This window comes from Streptomyces sp. CB01373, assembly GCF_002803075.1.
GTDB lineage: Bacteria > Actinomycetota > Actinomycetes > Streptomycetales > Streptomycetaceae > Streptomyces.
This window is the reverse complement of the sequence record NZ_NNBK01000009.1, coordinates 281,238-302,346: the sequence shown is the minus strand read 5'-3', so window position 1 is coordinate 302,346 and position 21,109 is coordinate 281,238. Positions and strand designations below refer to the sequence as shown.

The following is a 21,109-nucleotide window of genomic DNA, read 5'->3' as shown; positions in this document are numbered from 1 at the left end:
CCTGGATCTTCGCCACCGTTACGAGAATGGGATGATGTCGTTTATGAAGGGACGAGTCCTTGTCGTCGACGACGACACCGCACTGGCCGAGATGCTCGGGATCGTGCTGCGTGGTGAAGGTTTTGAGCCGTCTTTCGTGGCCGACGGCGACAAGGCGCTGGCCGCCTTCCGCGAGGCCAAGCCTGATCTGGTCCTGCTCGACCTGATGCTGCCCGGCCGTGACGGCATCGAGGTGTGCCGCCTGATCAGGGCGGAATCCGGAGTGCCGATCGTGATGCTGACGGCCAAGAGCGACACGGTGGACGTCGTCGTGGGCCTGGAGTCGGGCGCCGACGACTACATCGTGAAGCCGTTCAAGCCGAAGGAGCTCGTGGCCCGTATCCGGGCGCGGCTGCGCAGGTCGGAGGAGCCCGCGCCGGAGCAGCTCGCCATCGGCGACCTCGTCATCGACGTCGCGGGACACTCCGTGAAGCGGGACGGGCAGTCGATCGCGCTGACGCCGCTGGAGTTCGACCTGCTGGTCGCGCTGGCCCGCAAGCCGTGGCAGGTGTTCACCCGGGAGGTGCTCCTGGAGCAGGTCTGGGGCTACCGGCACGCGGCCGACACCCGCCTGGTCAACGTGCACGTCCAGCGGCTGCGCTCCAAGGTCGAGAAGGACCCGGAGAAGCCGGAGATCGTGGTGACCGTCCGCGGTGTCGGTTACAAGGCCGGACCGAGCTGACGTGACGGAGGACAGCGCCGCTTCGGCGCCCGGGGGTACCGGGGCCAGCGCGGGGCGGCCTGTCGGCCGGACGACCGCCGGCTCCCGCTGGGGACGCCTCCTGGAGGGCGGGCTGCTGCACGGCGGCGTCCAGGGCAGCCCCGTCCTGCGTCTCTTCCTGCGCTGGGTGCGCCGGCCGCTGCTGCCCGTGATGCGGCTGTGGCGGCGCAACCTCCAGCTCAGGGTCGTCGCCACCACATTGCTGATGTCGCTGGGCGTGGTCCTGCTGCTCGGTTTCGTGGTCATCGGCCAGGTGCGCAACGGACTGCTCGACGCCAAGGTGAGGGCCTCGCAGAGCCAGGCCGCCGGCGGTTTCGCGGTGGCCAAGCAGCGGGCCGACGAGGCGGCGACCGGCACCGGCGACGACACCTCCGCCACGGACGGCCACTCCTCGCAGAACGTCATCCAGTGGATGAGCGACCTGGTGTCGTCGCTGTCCAGCGGCGGTCAGGGCGCCTTCGACGTGGTCACGCTGCCCGCCGGCGACGACAGCGGGGGCGGGCGCGGACCGCGCGCCTCCGGCGGTGTGGATTGGACGGCGAGTGTTCCGGAGGAGCTGCGCGCCCGCATCAACAGCAGCATGGTGGCCGCGCAGAGTTACGCCCGCATCGTCTACCAGGGCAGCGACAAGGGCTCCCAGCCCGCGCTGGTCATCGGCAAGCAGGTCAACGACCCCAACGGCGATCCGTACCAGCTGTACTACCTCTTCCCGCTCACCCAGGAGGAGAAGTCGCTGAGCCTGGTCAAGGGCACGCTGGCGACGGCCGGGCTTTTCGTCGTCGTACTTTTCGGAGCCATCGCCTGGGTGGTGGTGCGGCAGGTCGTCACGCCGGTGCGGATGGCGGCCGGGATCGCCGAGCGGCTGTCGGCCGGGCGGCTTCAGGAGCGCATGAAGGTCACCGGTGAGGACGACATCGCGCGGCTCGGCGAGGCCTTCAACAAGATGGCGCAGAACCTTCAGCTGAAGATCCAGCAGCTGGAGGAACTGTCGCGTATGCAGCGCCGGTTCGTCTCCGACGTCTCGCACGAGCTGCGCACGCCGCTGACGACCGTGCGGATGGCCGCCGACGTCATCCACGAGGCGCGCGTGGACTTCGACCCGGTCACCGCCCGCTCGGCGGAACTGCTCGCCGACCAGCTCGACCGGTTCGAGTCGCTGCTCGCGGACCTGCTGGAGATCAGCCGCTTCGACGCGGGCGCGGCGGCGCTGGAGGCCGAGCCGATCGACCTCAGGGAGGTCGTGCACCGGGTCGTCGGCGGCGCGGAGCCGCTCGCCGAGCGCAAGGGCACGCGGATACGGGTCGTCGGCGACCAGCAGCCCGTCGTGGCCGAGGCCGACGCCCGGCGGGTGGAGCGCGTCCTGCGCAACCTGGTCGTCAACGCGGTGGAGCACGGCGAGGGCAGGGACGTCGTCGTCAAGCTCGGCGCGGCGGGCGGAGCGGTCGCGGTCGCGGTGCGCGACTACGGCGTCGGGCTCAAGCCGGGCGAGGCGACCCGCGTGTTCAGCCGCTTCTGGCGGGCGGATCCGGCGCGCGCCCGCACCACGGGCGGTACCGGTCTGGGGCTGTCGATCGCCCTGGAGGACGCCCGGCTGCACGGCGGCTGGCTTCAGGCGTGGGGCGAGCCGGGCGGCGGCTCGCAGTTCCGGCTGACGCTGCCCAGGACCGCGGACGAGCCGCTGCGGGGCTCGCCCGTCCCGCTGGAACCGAAGGACTCGCGCCGCAACCGCGGGCTCGACGACGCCGGTCTGCCGAGCGGGAAGCGTGCCACCGTGCCGGCGCAGGCGACGGGTGAGCGGACGGCGTCGCCGCGGGACCCGATCGCGTCCCGGCCGGCGGTGGCCCCGACGGCCGATCCGACGGCGCTGCCCGGCAACGGCGCGCGCGTGGTGCCCCGGCCGGCCTCGGGTGAGCGACGGCAGGAGACGGTGTCCGCATCGGACGCGGCGGATGACGGGTCGGCGGACCTCGCGGTGGCTGAGAAGGCCGAGCCGCTGGACGTGACACAGCAAGGGGAGGCATTTCGTGGGCGCTGACCGTGTGGGGGGCGTGCGGCGGCCGGTGCGCGCGGTGGTGTACGCCGCTTGTGGGGTCGTGCTGCTGGCGGGGTGCGCGTCGATGCCGGACCGCGGCGATCTGCGCGACGTGGAGTCCACCCCGCGCCAGGACAGCCAGCTGCGGGTGTTCGCCATGCCGCCCCGGGAGGACGCCCCGCCCGCGGAGATCGTGCAGGGCTTTCTGGAGGCGCTGACCAGCGACGATCCTCAGTATGCGACGGCGCGTCAGTATTTGACGGGGGGCGCTTCGGGGGACTGGCGGCCGGAGCGGTCCACGACCGTGCTCGCGGGGGGCCCGGACATCCAGGTCGATCGCGTCACGGAACGCGACAGCACCGACAACTACGCGTTCACTCTGACCGGCAGCAAGGTGGCCCGGGTGGACGGGGAGCAGTCGTACACGCCGATGGGCGGCCACTACAGCCAGCCGGTTCATCTGACGCGGGACAAGAAGAGCGGGCAGTGGCGCATCGACTTGCTGCCGCAGGGCGTCGTCATGGGCCAGTCGGACTTCCAGCGCAACTACATGTCCGTCAACAAGTACTACTTCGCCTCGAACACCTGGGCGGACGCGGCGCCGTCGGCGACCGCCGTCGCCGATCCCGTCTTCGTACGGCGGCGCGTGGACGCGATGACGCAGGTGGTGCGCTCCCTGCTGAGCGGGCCCACGAAGTGGCTCGAACCGTCGGTCAGTTCGAGCTTCCCGGCCGGGGCGGCGCTGCGCCGCGGCGTCACCTCGCTCGTGCCCGACGACCAGAACCGGCTGACGGTGCCGCTGAACGAGAAGGCCTCCGGGGGCGGGCGCGAGAAGTGCCGGGAGATGGCGACCCAACTGCTGTTCACGCTGCAGAACCTGACACCCACCGTGGATGCCGTCACGCTCCAGGGCGCCGACGGCAGCACCCTGTGCTCGTTCGAGTCGGGCCGGGCCGAGACCGTCGCCACGCGCGGGTCGGTGAAGCGGCCCGACTACCTGTACTTCGTCGACGACAAGCAGCGGCTGGTGCGGATCGCCGACACGGGTACGGCCTCGGGTGCCGAACCCGTGCCGGGGGCGCTGGGCGAGGGCGTCCAGAAGCTCCAGTCGACGGCGGTGTCGTGGGACGAGCGCACCGCGGCGGGGGTCGGCTCCGACGGCAGGTCGCTGTTCGTGAGCTCGCTCGTGGCGGGTAGCGCCCTCGACGCGCCGGTGCTGCAGAGCCAGGGCAAGGCCGAGGACGACCGGCTGACGGCACCCAGCTGGGACGCGCGCGGCGACCTGTGGGTGGCCGACCGCGATCCCGCCCGGCCGCGGCTGTGGGTCCTGGAGCAGGGCGGCGGCGAGCCCCTCGAGGTGAAGGTCCCGGGTCTGAAGGGGCGCGTCGACGGGGTGCGGGTGGCCGCCGACGGGGTGCGGATCGCCCTGGTGGTCAAGGCGGACAACAACAGCAAGTCCCTGCTCATCGGGCGGATCGAACGCGACGAGAAGGCCGGGGAGCGGCCGGTGGTGTCGGTGCTCGGACTGCGTTCGGCGGCTCCCGAGCTGGAGGACGTCACCGCCATGTCGTGGGCCGGGGACAGCCGGCTCGTGGTGGCCGGGCGGGAGCAGGGGGGCGTGCAGACGATGCGGTACGTCCAGGTCGACGGCTCCACGCCGGAGGGCCCGCCGCCGGCCGCGCTCACGGGCGTGCAGTCGATCGCCGCGGCCGAGGACGACCGGCTGCCGCTGGTGGCGTCCTCCTCGGAGGACGGGATCGTCAGGCTGCCGTCCGGGGCACAGTGGCAGAAGGTGACCAAGGACGGGATGGCGCCGGTCTATCCGGGCTGACGCATCGCCAGTGCTGTGGCCGGGAAGGTTTGCCGGAAAGCTCGCGGCGTCCGGTGCTGGGGGCACCTCCCACGCCCTTCGGGCAGTGGGGGAGCATCGCCCGTGTACTGGATGTACTCGGGTGATGCGACAACGCGGCTTGGGGGAGCCGTGCCGGGCGTCGCGAGCCGGTGAACCTTTCCGGTCGCATCGCTAGGTCCCCCGTGTGGGTGAAGTCCTGCTGGCGGTGGGCGGAGTTGTCCACAGGCAGTTGTCCACAGGGCTGGCCGGGACGGTGCGCCGTCGGCACAGTGGAGGCATGCACGGGTGGTGGCAGGACCTCACCGACCTGGTGCTGCCGACCGACTGCGGCGGCTGCGGCAGGCCCCGTACGGTGCTCTGCCCTCGGTGCCGTGCCGCCCTGGCCCACGGCGTACCACGCCGGGTGCGCCCGGTGCCGGAGCTGTACGGGCTTCCGGCGGTGTACGCGGCGGCGCGGTACGCGGACGCGGCGCGGGCGGCCCTGCTCGCCCACAAGGAGCGGGGCGCACTGGCTCTCGCCCGCCCGCTGGGCGCGGCGCTGGCGGGTGCGGTAGGGGCCGGGCTGCGCGCGGCCGGGGTGGGATCGGCGGCGGATGGAATGGCGGAGAGAACGGGAGCGGGTGCTGGGGCGGCCGTGCTGCTCGTCCCGGTGCCGTCCGCGCGGCGGGCGGTGCGGGCCCGGGGGCACGATCCCGCGCGGCGGATCGCGCTGGCGGCGGCCGGTGAGCTGAGGCGGTCCGGGACGCCGGCCCGGGCCCTGCCGGTGCTGCGACAGCGGCGTGCCGTGGCGGACCAGTCGGGGCTGTCCTCCCGGCAGCGGCTGGAGAACCTCGCCGGCGCGTTGGAGGCGGCCGCGGGCGGTGCGCGGCTGCTGCTGAGCGGTCCGGTGGTGCTGGTCGACGACGTCATGACGACGGGTGCCTCGCTGACGGAGGCGGCGCGGGCGGTGACGACGGCCGTGTACACGGCGCGGGTCCGGGAAGGGATGAGGAAACGGAAGCCGGGATCACGGCAGAAGGAGGGGAACCCGATGTACTGCCCACCGGAAATGGCGGGAGAGCGCGGAGCCGGTGTGGTGATCTGCGCGGCGGTCGTCGCGGCCTCTCCGGATTCCTTCGGAATAGAACGGAACTGACTGAGAACTTGCATCGTTGCAGGTAATGAGCGGGTCAATTCACCTGAACGGAGGTACGCGGCAGTAGAGGGTGACGTCATCCGTCCGGGCGAGATATGTTCGGGATGTGAGGGAAAGGCGCAGGCCATCCCCGCCATATCCGAATGCCGTGCTGCGGGTTTTTCGCCATCACCCGTACCGGTCGGGTGGAGATCTCGCCCGCGGGGGAGGAGGAGGTGGACGTCACCGAGTCCGAGGTTCCGGAGCTCACCGGAACCGGGTGCACAAGGGAGATGCTCCGCCGTCGGAGCGGAGCGATCCGGGAACGGAGTTCTGCGTGGACATCGTCGTCAAGGGCCGCAAGACCGAGGTGCCCGAGCGGTTCCGCAAGCACGTGGCCGAGAAGCTGAACCTGGAGAAGATCCAGAAGCTCGATGGCAAGGTGATCAGCCTCGACGTCGAGGTGTCCAAGGAGCCCAACCCCCGACAGGCCGACCGCTGCGACCGGGTGGAGATCACCCTCCGCTCCCGCGGTCCGGTGATCCGGGCGGAGGCGGCGGCCAGCGATCCGTACGCCGCGCTCGACCTGGCGGCGGAGAAGCTCGGGGCCCGGCTGCGCAAGCAGCACGACAAGCGTTTCTCGCGGCGTGGCGCACGCCGGATCTCGGCCGCCGAGGTCCCCGACCACGTCCCCGGTGCGGCCACGCTGAACGGCAGCGGTCAGACCGCCACGGAAGCGGACGCGGGCCAGGTGCCCACCATGAAGGTCGGCTCGCTGGAGGTGCAGGGGGACGGACCCCTCGTCGTCCGCGAGAAGACCCACGTCGCTTCCCCGATGACCCTCGACCAGGCCCTCTACGAGATGGAACTGGTCGGGCACGACTTCTATCTCTTCGTCGACTCCGAGACCAAGGAACCCAGCGTCGTCTACCGGCGGCATGCTTATGACTACGGAGTGATCCACCTCAGGACGGACACGATGGTCACTCAGGCGCCCGAGGCGGGCGGCACGCTGGGCGGTTGAGCCACCCCGGCCGGCAACAACAGCTGTGACGGTGCCCCTGGAGCGCGGTGTGCGCCCCCAGGGGCATCGGTGTGCGCCCCCTTCACACGGCGCTTGGTCACCGCAGTGCCGGCCGGACATGGAATCATGGCGGCAACGGCCCAACCGATGGGCCGTTGCCTTGGGTTGGCCACAGCACCACAGACCGGGCCACAGCCTCAGGGGGAGGAACAACGATGGCGGACAGCTTCGGACCGATGCGGGTCGGGGACGCCGACGGTGGCGCCGTCGGCGTGGGACCGGAAGCGGGGACTGCGCGCAAGGAGCCGATCAGAGTCCTTGTCGTGGACGACCATGCCCTCTTCCGCCGAGGCCTGGAGATCGTGCTCGCCGCTGAGGAGGACATCCAGGTGGTCGGAGAGGCGGGCGACGGCGCCGAAGCCGTCGACAAGGCCGCCGACCTGCTGCCCGACATCATCCTGATGGACGTCCGCATGCCCAAGCGCGGCGGGATCGAGGCGTGCACGTCCATCAAGGAGGTCGCGCCCAGCGCCAAGATCATCATGCTGACGATCAGCGACGAGGAGGCCGACCTCTACGAGGCGATCAAGGCCGGCGCCACCGGCTACCTCCTCAAGGAGATCTCCACGGACGAGGTGTCCACCGCGATTCGCGCCGTGGCCGACGGACAGTCGCAGATCAGCCCCTCCATGGCGTCGAAGCTGCTCACCGAGTTCAAGTCGATGATCCAGCGGACCGACGAGCGCCGTCTCGTCCCCGCTCCCCGGCTGACGGACCGTGAGCTGGAGGTGCTCAAGCTCGTCGCCACGGGGATGAACAACAGGGACATCGCCAAGGAGTTGTTCATCTCCGAGAACACGGTGAAGAACCACGTCCGCAACATCCTGGAGAAGCTTCAGCTGCACTCCAGGATGGAGGCCGTGGTCTACGCGATGCGGGAGAAGATCCTGGAGATCCGGTAGCGCCCGGCGGCGCTGCCCGGACGGTCAGCCGACGGCGCGGGCCAGCTCCAGCACGAGGGGCTCGCGCAGCTCGGGCGCTTCCACCCGCTCCACGCGCACGTCCGTGCAGTCCACCCAGCTCGCCGCCTCGACGAGCGCCTGGGCGACCGCGGGCACGGACCGGACGCCGTCCAGGGTGACCTGCTTGGCCACGAGGGTGCGGCCCTCCCGGGCGGGGTCGACACGGCCGACGAGACGGCCGCCGGCGAGCACGGGCATCGCGAAGTAGCCGTGGACCCGCTTCTGCTTGGGGACGTAGGCCTCCAGGCGGTGGGTGAAGCCGAAGATCCGCTCGGTGCGCGCCCGCTCCCAGACCAGCGAGTCGAACGGGGACAGCAGCGTGGTGCGGTGGCGGCCGCGCGGGGGCGTCGCCAGCGCCTCCGGGTCCGCCCAGGCCGGCTTGGACCAGCCCTCGACCGTGACCGGGACCAGCCCGGAGTCCCCGATCACCTCGTCGACCTGCTCGGCCTTGAGGCGGTGGTAGTCCGCGATGTCCGCACGGGTGCCCACGCCCAGGGACTGGCCGGCCAGCCGGACCAGCCGGCGCAGGCACTCGGTGTCGTCCAGCTCGTCGTGCAGCAGCTCCCCGGGGACGGCGCGCTCGGCGAGGTCGTACACCCGCTTCCAGCCCCGGCGCTCCACGCAGACCACCTCGCCGTACATCAGGGCGCGCTCGACGGCGACCTTGGCGCCCGACCAGTCCCACCACTCGCTGGTCTTCTTCGCTCCGCCCAGCTCCGTCGCCGTCAGCGGGCCCTCGGCGTGCAACTGCTTGACGACCTGGTCGTAGGCGCCGTCGGGCAGTTCGTGGTTCCAGTGCGGGCGGTTGCGGTAGGCGCGGCGGCGGAAGGCGAAGTGGGGCCACTCCTCGATGGGCAGGATGCAGGCGGCGTGCGACCAGTACTCGAAGGCGTGCGGACGCTCCGACGGCGTGCCCGTGGACGCGGCCGTCCAGTAGGCCCGCTCGACGGTCCTGCGGCCGACCGCGCCCAGGCGGGCGTAGGGCACGAGCTCGTGGGAGCGGGCGAGCACCGAGATCGTGTCGAGCTGGACCGCGCCGAGGTGCCGCAGGACGCCGCGCACGCCGGACCGCCGGTCGGGCACGCCGAGGAAACCCTGGGCACGCAGGGCTAGGCGGCGGGCGTCGTCCGCCGAGAGGTCGGTGCTGGGGCGCGGGAGCGAGGTCATGGCTCGCACGATAGAGGGCGGCACCGACAACGTGGGCTGAGCTGGGCTTTCGTCGCCGGAAGCCAGTGCGCGCGAGAGCCCCGCCAGCCATCAGCCGCCCCCATCAGTCGCTCGCCGTCAGCCGTCAGTGGACACGAAAGCCGGCAGCCGACGGGCGGCAGGTCCTAGGCCGGCGCGGGCAGGTACGGCGCCGCCGAGGGCAGGCTCAGGTCGGAGGGCAGCAGGGAGCCCACCCAGCAGTCCCGTCGTACCCCCTTGTTGTTGAGCCCTGAGCGGAGGATGCCCTCCACGGTGAAGCCGACCCGTTCGGCGACCGCGCGGGAGGCGTGGTTGCCGACCTCGGCGCGCCACTCCAGGCGGTCCACGGCGAGCTGGGTGAAGGCCCAGCGGGCGACGGCGAGGGAGGCCTCGGTCACGTAGCCGTTGCCGCGGTGCTCCTTCGTGGCCCAGTAGCCGATCTCGGCCTCGCCCAGCGACCGCATCGTCATGCCGAGCGTGCCCACGAGGTCTCCCGAGGGGCCGGCCAGGAAGAGGCCGAAGGTGAACATCGAACCGTTGGCCCACCCCACCGGGACCATGTCCTCGGTGAAACTCCGCGCGTGCTCGGGCAGGTACGGCGAGGGGAGCTGGGAGAGCCAGCGCTGGATGTCCGGGTCCTGCGCGGCCGCGTACACCGCGTCGGAGTCCCCGGGAAGGAGCGTGCGCAGGAGCAGACGGTCCGTGGTGAGCGTGACGGGTTCCATTGCCCGATTCTGCTCGGGGGCCGCGAGGGCCGCCATACTTTTTCCCGGCGTGCCACGGGCCGACCGCATCCCCACCGCGCGAAGAAGTGATCACAATTAGCGCAAATCGCCGCCGGAACACGGCACCATCCGCGCCCCCCGGACGTTGTCCCCGTGGAGGCCCCGCGAAGCTGCGGACGGGTGGCCTTGCGGCAGGCCCTCCCGGCTCGGCGGTGTCCTCGCATACGATGGCCGTTGCTCAGTACGTCAATGGAAACCAACCGTCCCAGGCCCGACCGGCAAGGAGACCAACCCCCGTGTCCGTCCTCTCGAAGATCATGCGTGCAGGCGAAGGCAAGATCCTGCGCAAGCTGCACCGCATCGCGGGCCAGGTCAACTCCATCGAAGAGGACTTCGTCGCCCTCTCCGACGCCGATCTGCGTGCCCTCACCGATGAGTACAAGCAGCGGTACGCGGACGGCGAGAGCCTGGACGACCTGCTCCCCGAGGCGTTCGCCACGGTGCGCGAGGCGGCCAAGCGTGTCCTCGGCCAGCGGCACTACGACGTCCAGCTGATGGGCGGCGCCGCCCTGCACCTGGGTTATGTCGCCGAGATGAAGACCGGCGAGGGCAAGACCCTGGTCGGCACCCTGCCCGCCTACCTGAACGCGATCTCGGGCGACGGCGTGCACATCATCACGGTCAACGACTACCTGGCCGAGCGCGACTCGGAGATGATGGGCCGCGTCCACAGGTTCCTGGGTCTGTCCGTCGGCTGCATCCTCGCGAACATGACGCCGGCCCAGCGCCGCGAGCAGTACGGCTGCGACATCACCTACGGCACGAACAACGAGTTCGGCTTCGACTACCTCCGCGACAACATGGCGTGGTCCCAGGACGAGCTCGTCCAGCGCGGCCACAACTTCGCGATCGTCGACGAGGTCGACTCCATCCTCGTCGACGAGGCCCGTACGCCGCTGATCATCTCCGGCCCGGCCGACCAGGCCACCAAGTGGTACGGCGACTTCGCCAAGCTGGTCACCCGCCTGAAGAAGGGCGAGGCGGGCAACCCGCTCAAGGGCGTCGAGGAGACCGGCGACTACGACGTCGACGAGAAGAAGCGCACGGTCGCCATCCACGAGGCCGGTGTCTCCAAGGTCGAGGACTGGCTGGGCATCGACAACCTCTACGAGTCGGTCAACACCCCGCTCGTGGGCTACCTGAACAACGCCATCAAGGCCAAGGAGCTCTTCAAGCGCGACAAGGACTACGTCGTCATCGACGGCGAGGTCATGATCGTCGACGAGCACACCGGCCGTATCCTCGCCGGCCGCCGCTACAACGAGGGCATGCACCAGGCGATCGAGGCGAAGGAGGGGGTGGACATCAAGGACGAGAACCAGACGCTCGCCACGATCACCCTGCAGAACTTCTTCCGCCTCTACGGCAAGCTCTCCGGCATGACCGGTACGGCGATGACCGAGGCCGCCGAGTTCCACCAGATCTACAAGCTCGGCGTGGTCCCGATCCCGACCAACAGGCCGATGGTCCGCAAGGACCAGGCGGACCTGATCTACCGCACCGAGGTCGCCAAGTTCGAGGCGGTCGTCGACGACATCGCCGAGAAGCACGAGAAGGGCCAGCCGATCCTGGTCGGCACCACCTCGGTGGAGAAGTCGGAGTACCTCTCGCAGCAGCTCAGCAAGCGCGGCGTCCAGCACGAGGTGCTCAACGCCAAGCACCATGAGCGCGAGGCGTCGATCGTCGCCCAGGCCGGCCGCAGGGGCGCGGTGACCGTGGCGACGAACATGGCCGGCCGCGGTACGGACATCAAGCTCGGCGGCAACCCGGAGGACCTCGCCGAGGCGGAGCTGCGCCAGCGCGGCCTCGACCCCGAGGAGCACATCGAGGAGTGGGCGGGGGCCCTGCCGGAGGCGTTGCAGCGCGCCGAGGCGGCGGTCAAGGCGGAGAAGGACGAGGTCGAGCGGCTCGGCGGCCTGTACGTGCTCGGCACCGAGCGGCACGAGTCGCGTCGTATCGACAACCAGCTGCGCGGTCGTAGCGGCCGTCAGGGCGACCCGGGCGAGTCCCGCTTCTACCTCTCCCTGGGCGACGACCTGATGCGTCTGTTCAAGGCGCAGATGGTCGAGCGCGTGATGTCGATGGCGAACGTGCCGGACGACGTGCCGATCGAGAACAAGATGGTCACGCGCGCGATCGCGTCCGCCCAGTCGCAGGTCGAGCAGCAGAACTTCGAGACGCGCAAGAACGTTCTCAAGTACGACGAGGTGCTCAACCGTCAGCGCGAGGTCATCTACGGCGAGCGGCGCCGCGTCCTGGAGGGCGAGGACCTGCAGGAGCAGGTCCTCCACTTCATGAGCGACACCATCGACGCGTACGTCGGCGCGGAGACCGCCGAGGGCTTCCCGGAGGACTGGGATCTCGACCGGCTGTGGGGCGCCTTCAAGCAGCTCTACCCGGTGAAGATCACCATCGAGGAGCTGGAGGAGGCGGCCGGGGACCGCGCGGGTCTGACGGCGGAGTTCATCAGCGAGTCCATCGAGGACGACGTCCGCGAGCAGTACGAGGCCCGCGAGGCGCAGCTCGGCTCGGAGATCATGCGTGAGCTGGAGCGCCGGGTGGTGCTGTCGGTGCTGGACCGCAAGTGGCGTGAGCACCTCTACGAGATGGACTACCTCCAGGAGGGCATCGGCCTGCGCGCGATGGCGCAGAAGGACCCGCTGGTCGAGTACCAGCGCGAGGGCTTCGACATGTTCACCGCGATGATGGAGGGCATCAAGGAGGAGTCCGTCGGCTACCTGTTCAACCTGGAGGTCCAGGTCGAGCAGCAGGTCGAGGAGGTGCCGGTCGAGGACACGAAGCCGGTGGCCGACCTGGAGAAGCACGACGCGGTTCCGGCGCAGGCCGGCGCGCGCCCGGAGATCCGGGCCAAGGGGCTGGACGCGCCGCAGCGGCGTGACCTGCACTTCTCGGCGCCGACCGTGGACGGCGAGGGCGGCATCGTCGAGGGTGAGTTCTCCACGGACGGCGAGCCCGTGCGCTCGGAGGCCGACGGCCTCACGCGTGCGGAGCGGCGCAAGCAGGCGAAGGCCGGGCGCCGCCGCAAGAAGTGACCGCCGCTCACTGAGACATCCGGCAGCGGCCGGGGAAGGGCCGGGCACCCTCGGGGTGTCCGGCCCTTCGGTTCGGCCGCGGTTCGCCGTCAGGGCAGGTCGTCCCTCGTGCGAGGCATGCGAGGGCCGCCCAGTTCCACCGCGGTGCAGCGCCAGCGCCGGTCGCGGCCCTGTTCCAGGCGGAACGCCATCGCGCGCAACTGGTCGCCCGCGCCGATGCGGGCGAAGGCCTCCACGGCGCCCGGGCGGGGCTCGTAGTAGCCGATGTCGCGCACGACGGGGCGGGCGCCGCGGGTGCGCAACGTGCCGCGCTCGGCGAGCCACGCGAGCTCGTCGTAGGCACGGCCCGCGGTGTGCCGCAGCATCCAGTGCACGGGCCGCTGCCCGCTGAGCACGGCGAGCAGCCGATCGGCGAACAGATCGGTGGCCATGGGCAGCGAAACGGCCCGCGCGGCACCGGGAGCCCCGGCCTCCGCCGGGGCGGGTCCGTCGGCGCCGATCCCCGCCGCGAGGGCGGTCTCACCGACGAGGACGCCTGCCGCGCGGGCTGCCCCGTGGACACGGATGCCCGCCGCGCCTGCGGCGCCCGCGGCGCGGGCCGCGTCCGCGTCGGCGCCGGGCACGGACCGGTACGCACCCGCCCGAAGGACTCGGGCCGCGTCCCCTGTGCGACCGGGGGCGGCCCCGGAACCTACGCCCGCGCGGGCTGCCGGGTCGGCGCCCGCGTATGCCGTTCCCGTCCTGTGGGACTCGACCGGGTCGACGGGTGGGCTCGTCGGACCGGCGGTGCCGTTCGGCCTCGGTACGGGGCCTCCTGAGGCCCGCGTACCGGTACGCGTCCGGCGGGGGCCGAGGGGGGTCGCTGGGGGGCGGGTGTCCCGGGGGCCGGTGGGGAGCGCGGGGGTGTGGCGGGGCGGGGGGTTGTCGTCGGCTGTGCGGGGGAGGGTTCCTCCCGGGGTGCGGGGTGGGTGGCCGCCGGGGCGGCGGGGGTCGCGGCGGCCCGGCGGGTGGGCGCCCGGGCGGCGCTGGGTCCTGGTCATGACCTTGTTCATGGGTCCCCGTTCGGTGTCGTGCCCGGCGTCGGCGCCCACAGGCATGGACCGGCCCAGGGCCGGCCCGTTCGTACCGGGCAGTAACTTCCTGCTGGGGCTCTTGTACGGGTCCGAGGGCGCCGCGGCAAGGAAGGTCCGGCGCGCGTCGGACCGTGGACCAGTTCACCCCTCCGTGTGATCGTGAGCGTCGTCGCCCGTGCGGGGACTGGGGTGTACCGGGTGAGACGAGGGGTGCGCGGTGGACGGACAGGAGGTGTGGCCGGGGACTCGAAAGGGGACTCCCGCACGTATCCTGAAGGCCGTCCGGGCGGCGAGCCCTCCGACCACGAAAGCGGCCTGCCATGCGTGTCTACGTCCCCCTGACCCTCTCGGGCCTCGCCGAGGCGCACAAGACGGGGGAGCTGGGGACAGAGGCGCTCACCGCGTACGCCGTGACGCCCGCGCTGCGCGAGTGGTGCCTCTCCGACGACATCGAGGAGCTGGAGTACGCCGCGCTGAACCGGGCCGCGCTCGCCTCGCTGCGACTGCTGGCACTGGACCCGGGCGCCCCGCGGCGCCGCGTGGTGGTCGCCGTGGACGTGCCCGACGGCGCGGCGACGGCCGACCCCGACCGCGGGCTCGACCCGGCCGCGCTCGGCGAGGTCCGGGTGGCCGGCCCGGTGCGGCTGGCCAAGGCGGCCGCCGTGCACGTCGACGGCGGTGACGCGGAGGCGGACGTGACCGCCGCGGCCGGGGCCCTGGGGGCGGCGGACGCGGGCGACGACGACGCCCAGTTCGTCGTGGACGGCGCCGAGGACCACGAACTGCTCTGGTACGCCACGCAGGAGATCCCGAACCTGGTGGGGCTCGGCGGCTGAGGCCCGCGGACCGCGACGGCACACGTGACCTGACCACGGCTCGCGACCCGCCGCTCTCCTGATTGTCAGTGGCGGCGGGTACGTTTTCCGGTATGGGGAAACAGTCAGGGGCGCACATCGTCTGGGACTGGAACGGCACGCTGTTCCACGACAACGACGCGGTCATAGGCGCGACGAACGCGGCTTTCGCCGAGCTGGGCATGGAGCCGATCACACTGGAGCAGTACCGCGCGCTGTACTGCGTGCCGATCCCGAAGTTCTACGAGCGGCTGCTGGGCCGGCTGCCCACCGAGGCCGAGTGGGACGCGATGGACGGCGTCTTCCACCGGTACTACTCCGAGCACCGCACCGCATGCGCCCTGACCGAGGGCGTCGTGGACCTGCTCACCGGATGGACGTCGGCCGGGCACAGCCAGTCGATCCTCAGCATGTACGGGCACGAGGACCTCGTCCCGCTGGTCCGGGGCTTCGGGATCGAGGCGCACTTCCTCCGGGTGGACGGGAGAACGGGGAGATCCGGCGGCAGCAAGGCCGAGCACATGGTGCGGCACCTGGGCGCGCTGTCCGAGACGGTGAACCCCGCGCGCACGGTGGTGATCGGGGACGCGGCGGACGACGCGGTGGCCGCGCGGCACGTCGGGGCGCGGGCGGTGCTCTACACCGGCGGCTCGCACAGCCGGGCCAGCCTGGAGGAGGTCGGCGTGCCGGTGGTGGACACCCTGCGGGAGGCGGTCGCGGAGGCGCAGCGGCTGGCCGACTGAGCGGCGCGCGGCACGCGGCGAGAGGCACGGGAGGACGCGGGGAGAAGCGCAGACAGGCGGCGCAGGAAGGCGCGGGAGAGTCGCGGGGAGCAACGGGGTGAGAAACGTGGAGTGGGAAGCGCGCAGCGGGAAACTGGAAGGCGGGGCACGGCGGGGCACGGCGGGGTCCGGTGGAGCCATACGCCGCCTTCGCCGGCACCACCCCTGTGCAGAACGTCAAACTTCCACCCCCGGTTTTGTACACATACGGCTCATGACGGGCCCCCCGTGAGGAGCGATAGCCTTGTGGCGTGATCAGCGCGATAGTTCGCGGGGGCATCGTCGCCTCCGCTGTGCGCCCGGTGAGCACGGACCGTATCCGTGTCCGGGCGGCGGTCGCTGGTCCTCGCGGGCGGGAAGGGGCCATGGAGGCCCCCGGGACGCCGCGTCATCCACGGGTACGGGCGCGGCGGAGAGCAGCGTCACACCCGTCGGACGCGTCGAACATGACTGATATCCCCCCGCTCATCTCACTTTCCGGCATAGCGTCGAAGCACACCGGACATCCCGGGCCGCGGCGTCACGCCGGAGAGGAAGAGACCGTACTTCCTTCTACGTCACGCAACGGCGCGCGACAGGAGCCAGAGGACAATGCAGACCAAGCTGGACGAAGCCAAGGCCGAGCTGCTCGAGAGGGCCGCCCGGGTAGCTGAGAACAGTCCGCTCGGGGGACACGCCCCGACCGGGTCGACGGGCGAGGGCATGCCGGACCGGGAGTCCGTGCTCGCGTTCCTCCAGCGCTTCTACCTGCACACCGCCCCCGAGGACCTCGCCGACCGCGACCCGGTCGACATCTTCGGCACCGCCTACTCCCACTACCGTCTGGCCGAGAGCCGCCCGCAGGGCACGGCCAACGTCCGGGTCCACACCCCGACCGTCGAGGAGAACGGCTGGACGTGCAGCCACTCCGTCGTCGAGGTCGTCACCGACGACATGCCCTTCCTCGTGGACTCCGTGACGAACGAGCTGACCCGCCAGGGCCGTGGCATCCACGTGGTGATCCACCCGCAGTTCGTGGTGCGCCGTGACGTCGCCGGCAAGCTCATCGAGGTGCTGCCCACCGCGGCGCCCGGCGAGGAGCTGCCGCACGACGCGCACACCGAGTCCTGGATCCACGTCGAGACCGACCGCGAGACCGACCGCGCCGACCTCAAGCAGATCACCGCCGACCTGCTGCGCGTGCTGTCCGACGTCCGCGAGGCCGTCGAGGACTGGGAGAAGATGCGCCAGGCGGCGACCAGCCTCGCCGAGGACCTGCCCGGCGAGCCGGCCCCCGGCGACCTGCGCACGCAGGAGGTAGAGGAGGCCCGCGAGCTGCTGCGCTGGCTGTCCGACGACCACTTCACCTTCCTCGGCTACCGCGAGTACCGGCTGCGCGACGACGACTCCCTGGCCGCCGTCCCCGGCACCGGTCTCGGCATACTGCGCGCGGACCCGCCGCACGCCGGCGACGACAGCCACCCGGTCAGCCCGTCCTTCGAGCGGCTGCCCGCCGACGCCCGCGCCAAGGCGCGCGAGCACAAGCTGCTGGTGCTGACCAAGGCCAACAGCCGGGCCACCGTCCACCGGCCGTCCTACCTGGACTACGTGGGCGTCAAGAAGTTCAACGACAAGGGCGAGGTCGTCGGCGAGCGCCGCTTCCTCGGCCTGTTCTCGTCCGCCGCCTACACCGAGTCCGTGCGCCGGGTCCCCGTCATCCGCCGCAAGGTCGAGGAGGTCCTGGAGCTCGCCGGCTTCTCGCCCAACAGCCACGACGGGCGCGACCTGCTGCAGATCCTGGAGACCTACCCGCGCGACGAGCTCTTCCAGACCCCGGCCGCCGAGCTCCAGGCGATCGCCACCTCCGTGCTGTACCTCCAGGAGCGCCGCCGGCTGCGCCTGTACCTGCGCCAGGACGAGTACGGCCGCTACTACTCGGCCCTCGTGTACCTCCCGCGTGACCGCTACACCACCGGTGTCCGCCTGCGGATCATCGACATCCTGAAGGAGGAGCTGGGCGGCACCAGCGTCGACTTCACGGCCTGGAACACCGAGTCGGTGCTCTCCCGGCTGCACTTCGTCGTCCGGGTGCCGCAGGGTACCGAGCTGCCGGAGCTGTCCGACGGCGACAAGGAGCGCATCGAGGCCCGCCTGGTCGAGGCCGCCCGCTCCTGGACGGATGCCTTCTCCGAGGCGCTGACCGCCGAAATCGGCGAGGAGCGCGCCGCCGAGCTGCTGCGCCGCTACTCGGGCGCCTTCACCGAGGGCTACAAGGCCGACCACACCCCGCGCGCCGCGGTCGCCGACCTGTGCAACCTCGAGCAGCTGGGCGAGGACAAGAGCTTCGCGCTGAGCCTGTACGAGCCGGTGGGCGCCGCCCCCGAGGAGCGCCGGTTCAAGATCTACCAGAAGGGCGGCTCGGTCTCCCTGTCCGCCGTGCTGCCGGTGCTCAGCCGGCTCGGCGTCGAGGTCACCGACGAGCGGCCGTACGAACTGCGCTGCGCGGACCGTACGACGGCGTGGGTGTACGACTTCGGTCTGCGGATGCCGAAGGAGTCCGCCGGCATCGGCGACCACCTCGGCGACGACGCCCGCGAGCGCTTCCAGGACGCCTTCGCCGCCGCCTGGACGGGCAAGGCGGAGGTCGACGGGTTCAACGCCCTGGTGCTGGGCGCCGGGCTGACCTGGCGTCAGGCGATGGTGCTGCGCGCCTACGCCAAGTACCTCCGCCAGGCGGGCTCGACCTTCAGCCAGGACTACATGGAGGACACCCTCCGCAACAACGTCCACACCACCCGGCTGCTGGTCTCCCTGTTCGAGGCGCGGATGTCGCCGGAGCGCCAGCGCGCCGGGCACGAACTCGTGGACGCGCTGCTGGAAGAGGTCGACGCGGCCCTCGACCAGGTGGCGTCCCTCGACGAGGACCGGATCCTGCGGTCCTTCCTCACCGTCATCAAGGCGACCCTGCGCACCAGCTTCTTCCAGGAGGCGCAGGGCGGCGGGCCGCACGAGTACGTGGCCATGAAGTTCGACCCGCGGGCCATCCCGGACCTGCCGGCGCCGCGCCCGGCGTACGAGATCTGGGTGTACTCGCCGCGGGTGGAGGGCGTGCACCTGCGCTTCGGCAAGGTCGCCCGCGGTGGCCTGCGCTGGTCCGACCGGCGCGAGGACTTCCGTACCGAGATCCTCGGCCTGGTCAAGGCGCAGATGGTGAAGAACACCGTCATCGTGCCGGTCGGCGCCAAGGGCGGGTTCGTCGCCAAGCAGCTGCCCGACCCCAGCGTGGACCGGGACGCGTGGATGGCGGAGGGCATCGCCAGCTACAAGACCTTCATCTCGGCGCTGCTCGACATCACCGACAACATGGTCGCCGGCGAGGTCGTGCCCCCGCAGGACGTCGTGCGGCACGACGGTGACGACACCTACCTGGTGGTCGCCGCCGACAAGGGCACGGCACGGTTCTCGGACATCGCCAACGAGGTCGCCCAGTCGTACGACTTCTGGCTCGGCGACGCCTTCGCCTCCGGCGGCTCGGCGGGCTACGACCACAAGGGCATGGGCATCACCGCCCGCGGAGCCTGGGAGTCGGTCAAGCGGCACTTCCGTGAGCTGGGCGTGGACACCCAGTCCCAGGACTTCACGGTCGTCGGCATCGGCGACATGTCCGGTGACGTGTTCGGCAACGGCATGCTGCTGAGCGAGCACATCCGCCTGGTCGCCGCCTTCGACCACCGGCACATCTTCATCGACCCCGAGCCGGACGCGGCCGTCTCCTACGCCGAGCGCCGCCGCCTGTTCGAGCTGCCGCGCTCCTCGTGGGAGGACTACAACGCCGAGCTGATCTCGGCCGGCGGCGGGGTGTTCCCGCGTACGGCCAAGTCGATCCCGGTCAACGCGCACATCCGCGAGGCCCTCGGCATCGAGGCCGGTGTCACCAAGCTGACCCCGGCCGACCTGATGCGGGCGATCCTCAAGGCCCCGGTGGACCTGCTGTGGAACGGCGGCATCGGCACGTACGTCAAGGCGTCCACCGAGTCCCACGCCGACGTCGGCGACAAGGCCAACGACGCCATCCGCGTCGACGGCCGCGACCTGCGGGTCCAGGTCGTCGGCGAGGGCGGCAACCTGGGCTTCACCCAGCTCGGCCGGATCGAGTGCGCGATGCAGGGCGCCCGGATCAACACCGACGCCATCGACAACAGCGCCGGTGTGGACACCTCCGACCACGAGGTGAACATCAAGGTCCTGCTGAACGGCCTGGTCGCGGAAGGCGACATGACCGTCAAGCAGCGCAACAAGCTGCTCGCCGAGATGACCGACGAGGTCGGCGCCCTGGTGCTGCGCACCAACTACGCGCAGAACACGGCGATCGCCAACGCGCTCGCCCAGTCCAAGGACATGCTCAACGCCCAGCAGCGCTTCATGAAGCACCTGGTGCGCGAGGGCCACCTGGACCGGGCGCTGGAGTTCCTGCCCACCGACCGGCAGATCCGTGAGCGGCTGGCCGCGGGGAGCGGTCTGACCGGTCCGGAGACGGCCGTCCTGCTGGCGTACACGAAGATCACGGTCGCCGAGGAGCTGCTGCACACCTCGCTGCCGGACGACCCGTACCTGCGCGGCCTGCTGCACGCCTACTTCCCGGCCCCGCTGCGCGAGCAGTTCGCCGAGCGGATCGACAACCACCCGCTGCGCCGTGAGATCACGACGACCGTCCTGGTCAACGACACGGTCAACACGGGCGGTACGACCTATCTGCACCGCCTGCGGGAGGAGACCGGCGCGTCGCTGGAGGAGATCGTCAGGGCGCAGACGGTGGCCCGCACGATCTTCCGCTCGGCCCCGGTGTGGGACGCGGTCGAGGCGCTGGACAACAAGGTCGAGGCCGATGTCCAGACCCGTATCCGCCTGCACTCGCGCCGACTGGTCGAGCGCGGCACGCGCTGGCTGCTGAACAACCGGCCGCAGCCGCTGGAGCTCGCCGAGACCGTCGAGTTCTTCTCCGAGCGGGTCGGCCAGGTGTGGGCGGAGCTGCCCAAGCTGCTCAAGGGCGCGGACCTGGAGTGGTACCAGCAGGTCTACGACGAGCTGTCCGGCGTCGGCGTCCCGGACGAGCTGGCCACGCGTGTGGCCGGGTTCTCCTCCGCCTTCCCGGCGCTCGACATCGTCTCGGTGGCCGACCGCATGGGCAAGGACCCGATGGATGTCGCCGAGGTGTACTACGACCTCGGCGACCGCCTGCACATCACCCAGCTGATGGACCGCATCATCGAGCTGCCGCGTGCCGACCGGTGGCAGTCCATGGCCCGTGCGGCGATCCGTGAGGACCTGTACGCGGCGCACGCGGCACTGACCGCGGACGTGCTGGCCGCGGGCAACGGCACCGCCACGCCGGAGCAGCGCTTCAAGGTGTGGGAGCAGAAGAACGGCGCGCTCCTGTCCCGGGCGCGTTCCACCCTTGAGGAGATCCGCGGCTCGGACGCGTTCGACCTGGCCAACCTGTCGGTGGCGATGCGGACGATGCGCACGCTGCTGCGCACGCACTCGTAACACGCGGGAGGCCGACCCGTACCCGAGGGCGCCCCGGACCTTTCCGG

The 21,109-nt window shown here is 71.3% G+C and carries 13 protein-coding genes; 10 read left to right on the top strand and 3 right to left on the bottom strand.

The window, feature by feature from the left end; all coding sequences use genetic code 11:
- Positions 1 to 31: 31 nt before the first annotated feature.
- From mtrA to CG719_RS16475, 6 genes are all read left to right on the top strand, one after another.
- On the top strand, positions 32 to 721 hold the full coding sequence (mtrA, locus tag CG719_RS16505) for a two-component system response regulator MtrA (RefSeq protein ID WP_009188938.1): 690 nt from the start codon (positions 32 to 34) through the stop codon (positions 719 to 721).
- A gap of 1 nt (position 722) precedes the next feature.
- Entirely contained in the window at positions 723 to 2,795 is a 2,073-nt protein-coding gene (mtrB, locus tag CG719_RS16500) for an MtrAB system histidine kinase MtrB (RefSeq protein ID WP_100569377.1), read from the top strand.
- Positions 2,785 to 4,623, top strand: coding sequence for an LpqB family beta-propeller domain-containing protein (locus CG719_RS16495; protein ID WP_100569376.1), 1,839 nt, complete (start codon positions 2,785 to 2,787; stop codon positions 4,621 to 4,623). The genes mtrB and CG719_RS16495 overlap by 11 nt, the downstream gene beginning before the upstream one ends.
- 298 nt (positions 4,624 to 4,921) lie before the next feature.
- Positions 4,922 to 5,779, top strand: coding sequence for a ComF family protein (locus CG719_RS16490; protein WP_100569375.1), 858 nt, complete (start codon positions 4,922 to 4,924; stop codon positions 5,777 to 5,779).
- A 316-nt stretch (positions 5,780 to 6,095) separates the two neighbouring features.
- On the top strand, positions 6,096 to 6,782 hold the full coding sequence (hpf, locus tag CG719_RS16480; RefSeq protein ID WP_100569373.1) for a ribosome hibernation-promoting factor, HPF/YfiA family: 687 nt from the start codon (positions 6,096 to 6,098) through the stop codon (positions 6,780 to 6,782).
- Between the two features lie 215 nt (positions 6,783 to 6,997).
- Positions 6,998 to 7,744 (top strand): response regulator, encoded by a 747-nt coding sequence (locus CG719_RS16475; RefSeq protein WP_100569372.1) that lies wholly within the window; start codon positions 6,998 to 7,000, stop codon positions 7,742 to 7,744.
- Positions 7,745 to 7,768: 24 nt separating this feature from the next.
- Here the strand turns inward: CG719_RS16475 and CG719_RS16470 are convergent, their stop codons facing one another.
- Both CG719_RS16470 and CG719_RS16465 read right to left on the bottom strand, forming a co-directional pair.
- The gene (locus CG719_RS16470) at positions 7,769 to 8,971 is read right to left on the bottom strand and encodes a winged helix-turn-helix domain-containing protein (RefSeq protein WP_100569371.1); all 1,203 of its coding nucleotides are present in this window, start codon (positions 8,969 to 8,971) and stop codon (positions 7,769 to 7,771) included.
- A 164-nt stretch (positions 8,972 to 9,135) separates the two neighbouring features.
- Entirely contained in the window at positions 9,136 to 9,714 is a 579-nt protein-coding gene (locus CG719_RS16465; protein WP_100569370.1) for a GNAT family N-acetyltransferase, read from the bottom strand.
- Between the two features lie 296 nt (positions 9,715 to 10,010).
- Between CG719_RS16465 and secA the strand changes: the two genes are divergently transcribed.
- Entirely contained in the window at positions 10,011 to 12,827 is a 2,817-nt protein-coding gene (gene secA / locus CG719_RS16460) for a preprotein translocase subunit SecA (RefSeq protein WP_100569369.1), read from the top strand.
- Positions 12,828 to 12,916: 89 nt separating this feature from the next.
- Here secA and CG719_RS36455 read toward each other — a convergent pair whose 3' ends face one another.
- A complete protein-coding gene (locus tag CG719_RS36455; protein WP_234375613.1) occupies positions 12,917 to 13,450 on the bottom strand; it encodes an Rv3235 family protein in 534 nt (177 codons plus the stop codon).
- Between the two features lie 770 nt (positions 13,451 to 14,220).
- Here CG719_RS36455 and CG719_RS16445 point away from each other — a divergent pair.
- The 3 genes from CG719_RS16445 (at position 14,221) to CG719_RS16435 (ending at position 21,062) form a co-directional block, all read left to right on the top strand.
- Positions 14,221 to 14,736, top strand: a complete 516-nt coding sequence (locus tag CG719_RS16445; protein ID WP_100569367.1) for a DUF6912 family protein — start codon at positions 14,221 to 14,223, stop codon at positions 14,734 to 14,736.
- A gap of 92 nt (positions 14,737 to 14,828) precedes the next feature.
- Positions 14,829 to 15,497, top strand: coding sequence for an HAD family hydrolase (locus CG719_RS16440; protein WP_100569366.1), 669 nt, complete (start codon positions 14,829 to 14,831; stop codon positions 15,495 to 15,497).
- Between the two features lie 630 nt (positions 15,498 to 16,127).
- Positions 16,128 to 21,062 (top strand): NAD-glutamate dehydrogenase, encoded by a 4,935-nt coding sequence (locus tag CG719_RS16435; RefSeq protein WP_100569365.1) that lies wholly within the window; start codon positions 16,128 to 16,130, stop codon positions 21,060 to 21,062.
- The last annotated feature ends 47 nt before the right edge of the window (positions 21,063 to 21,109 follow it).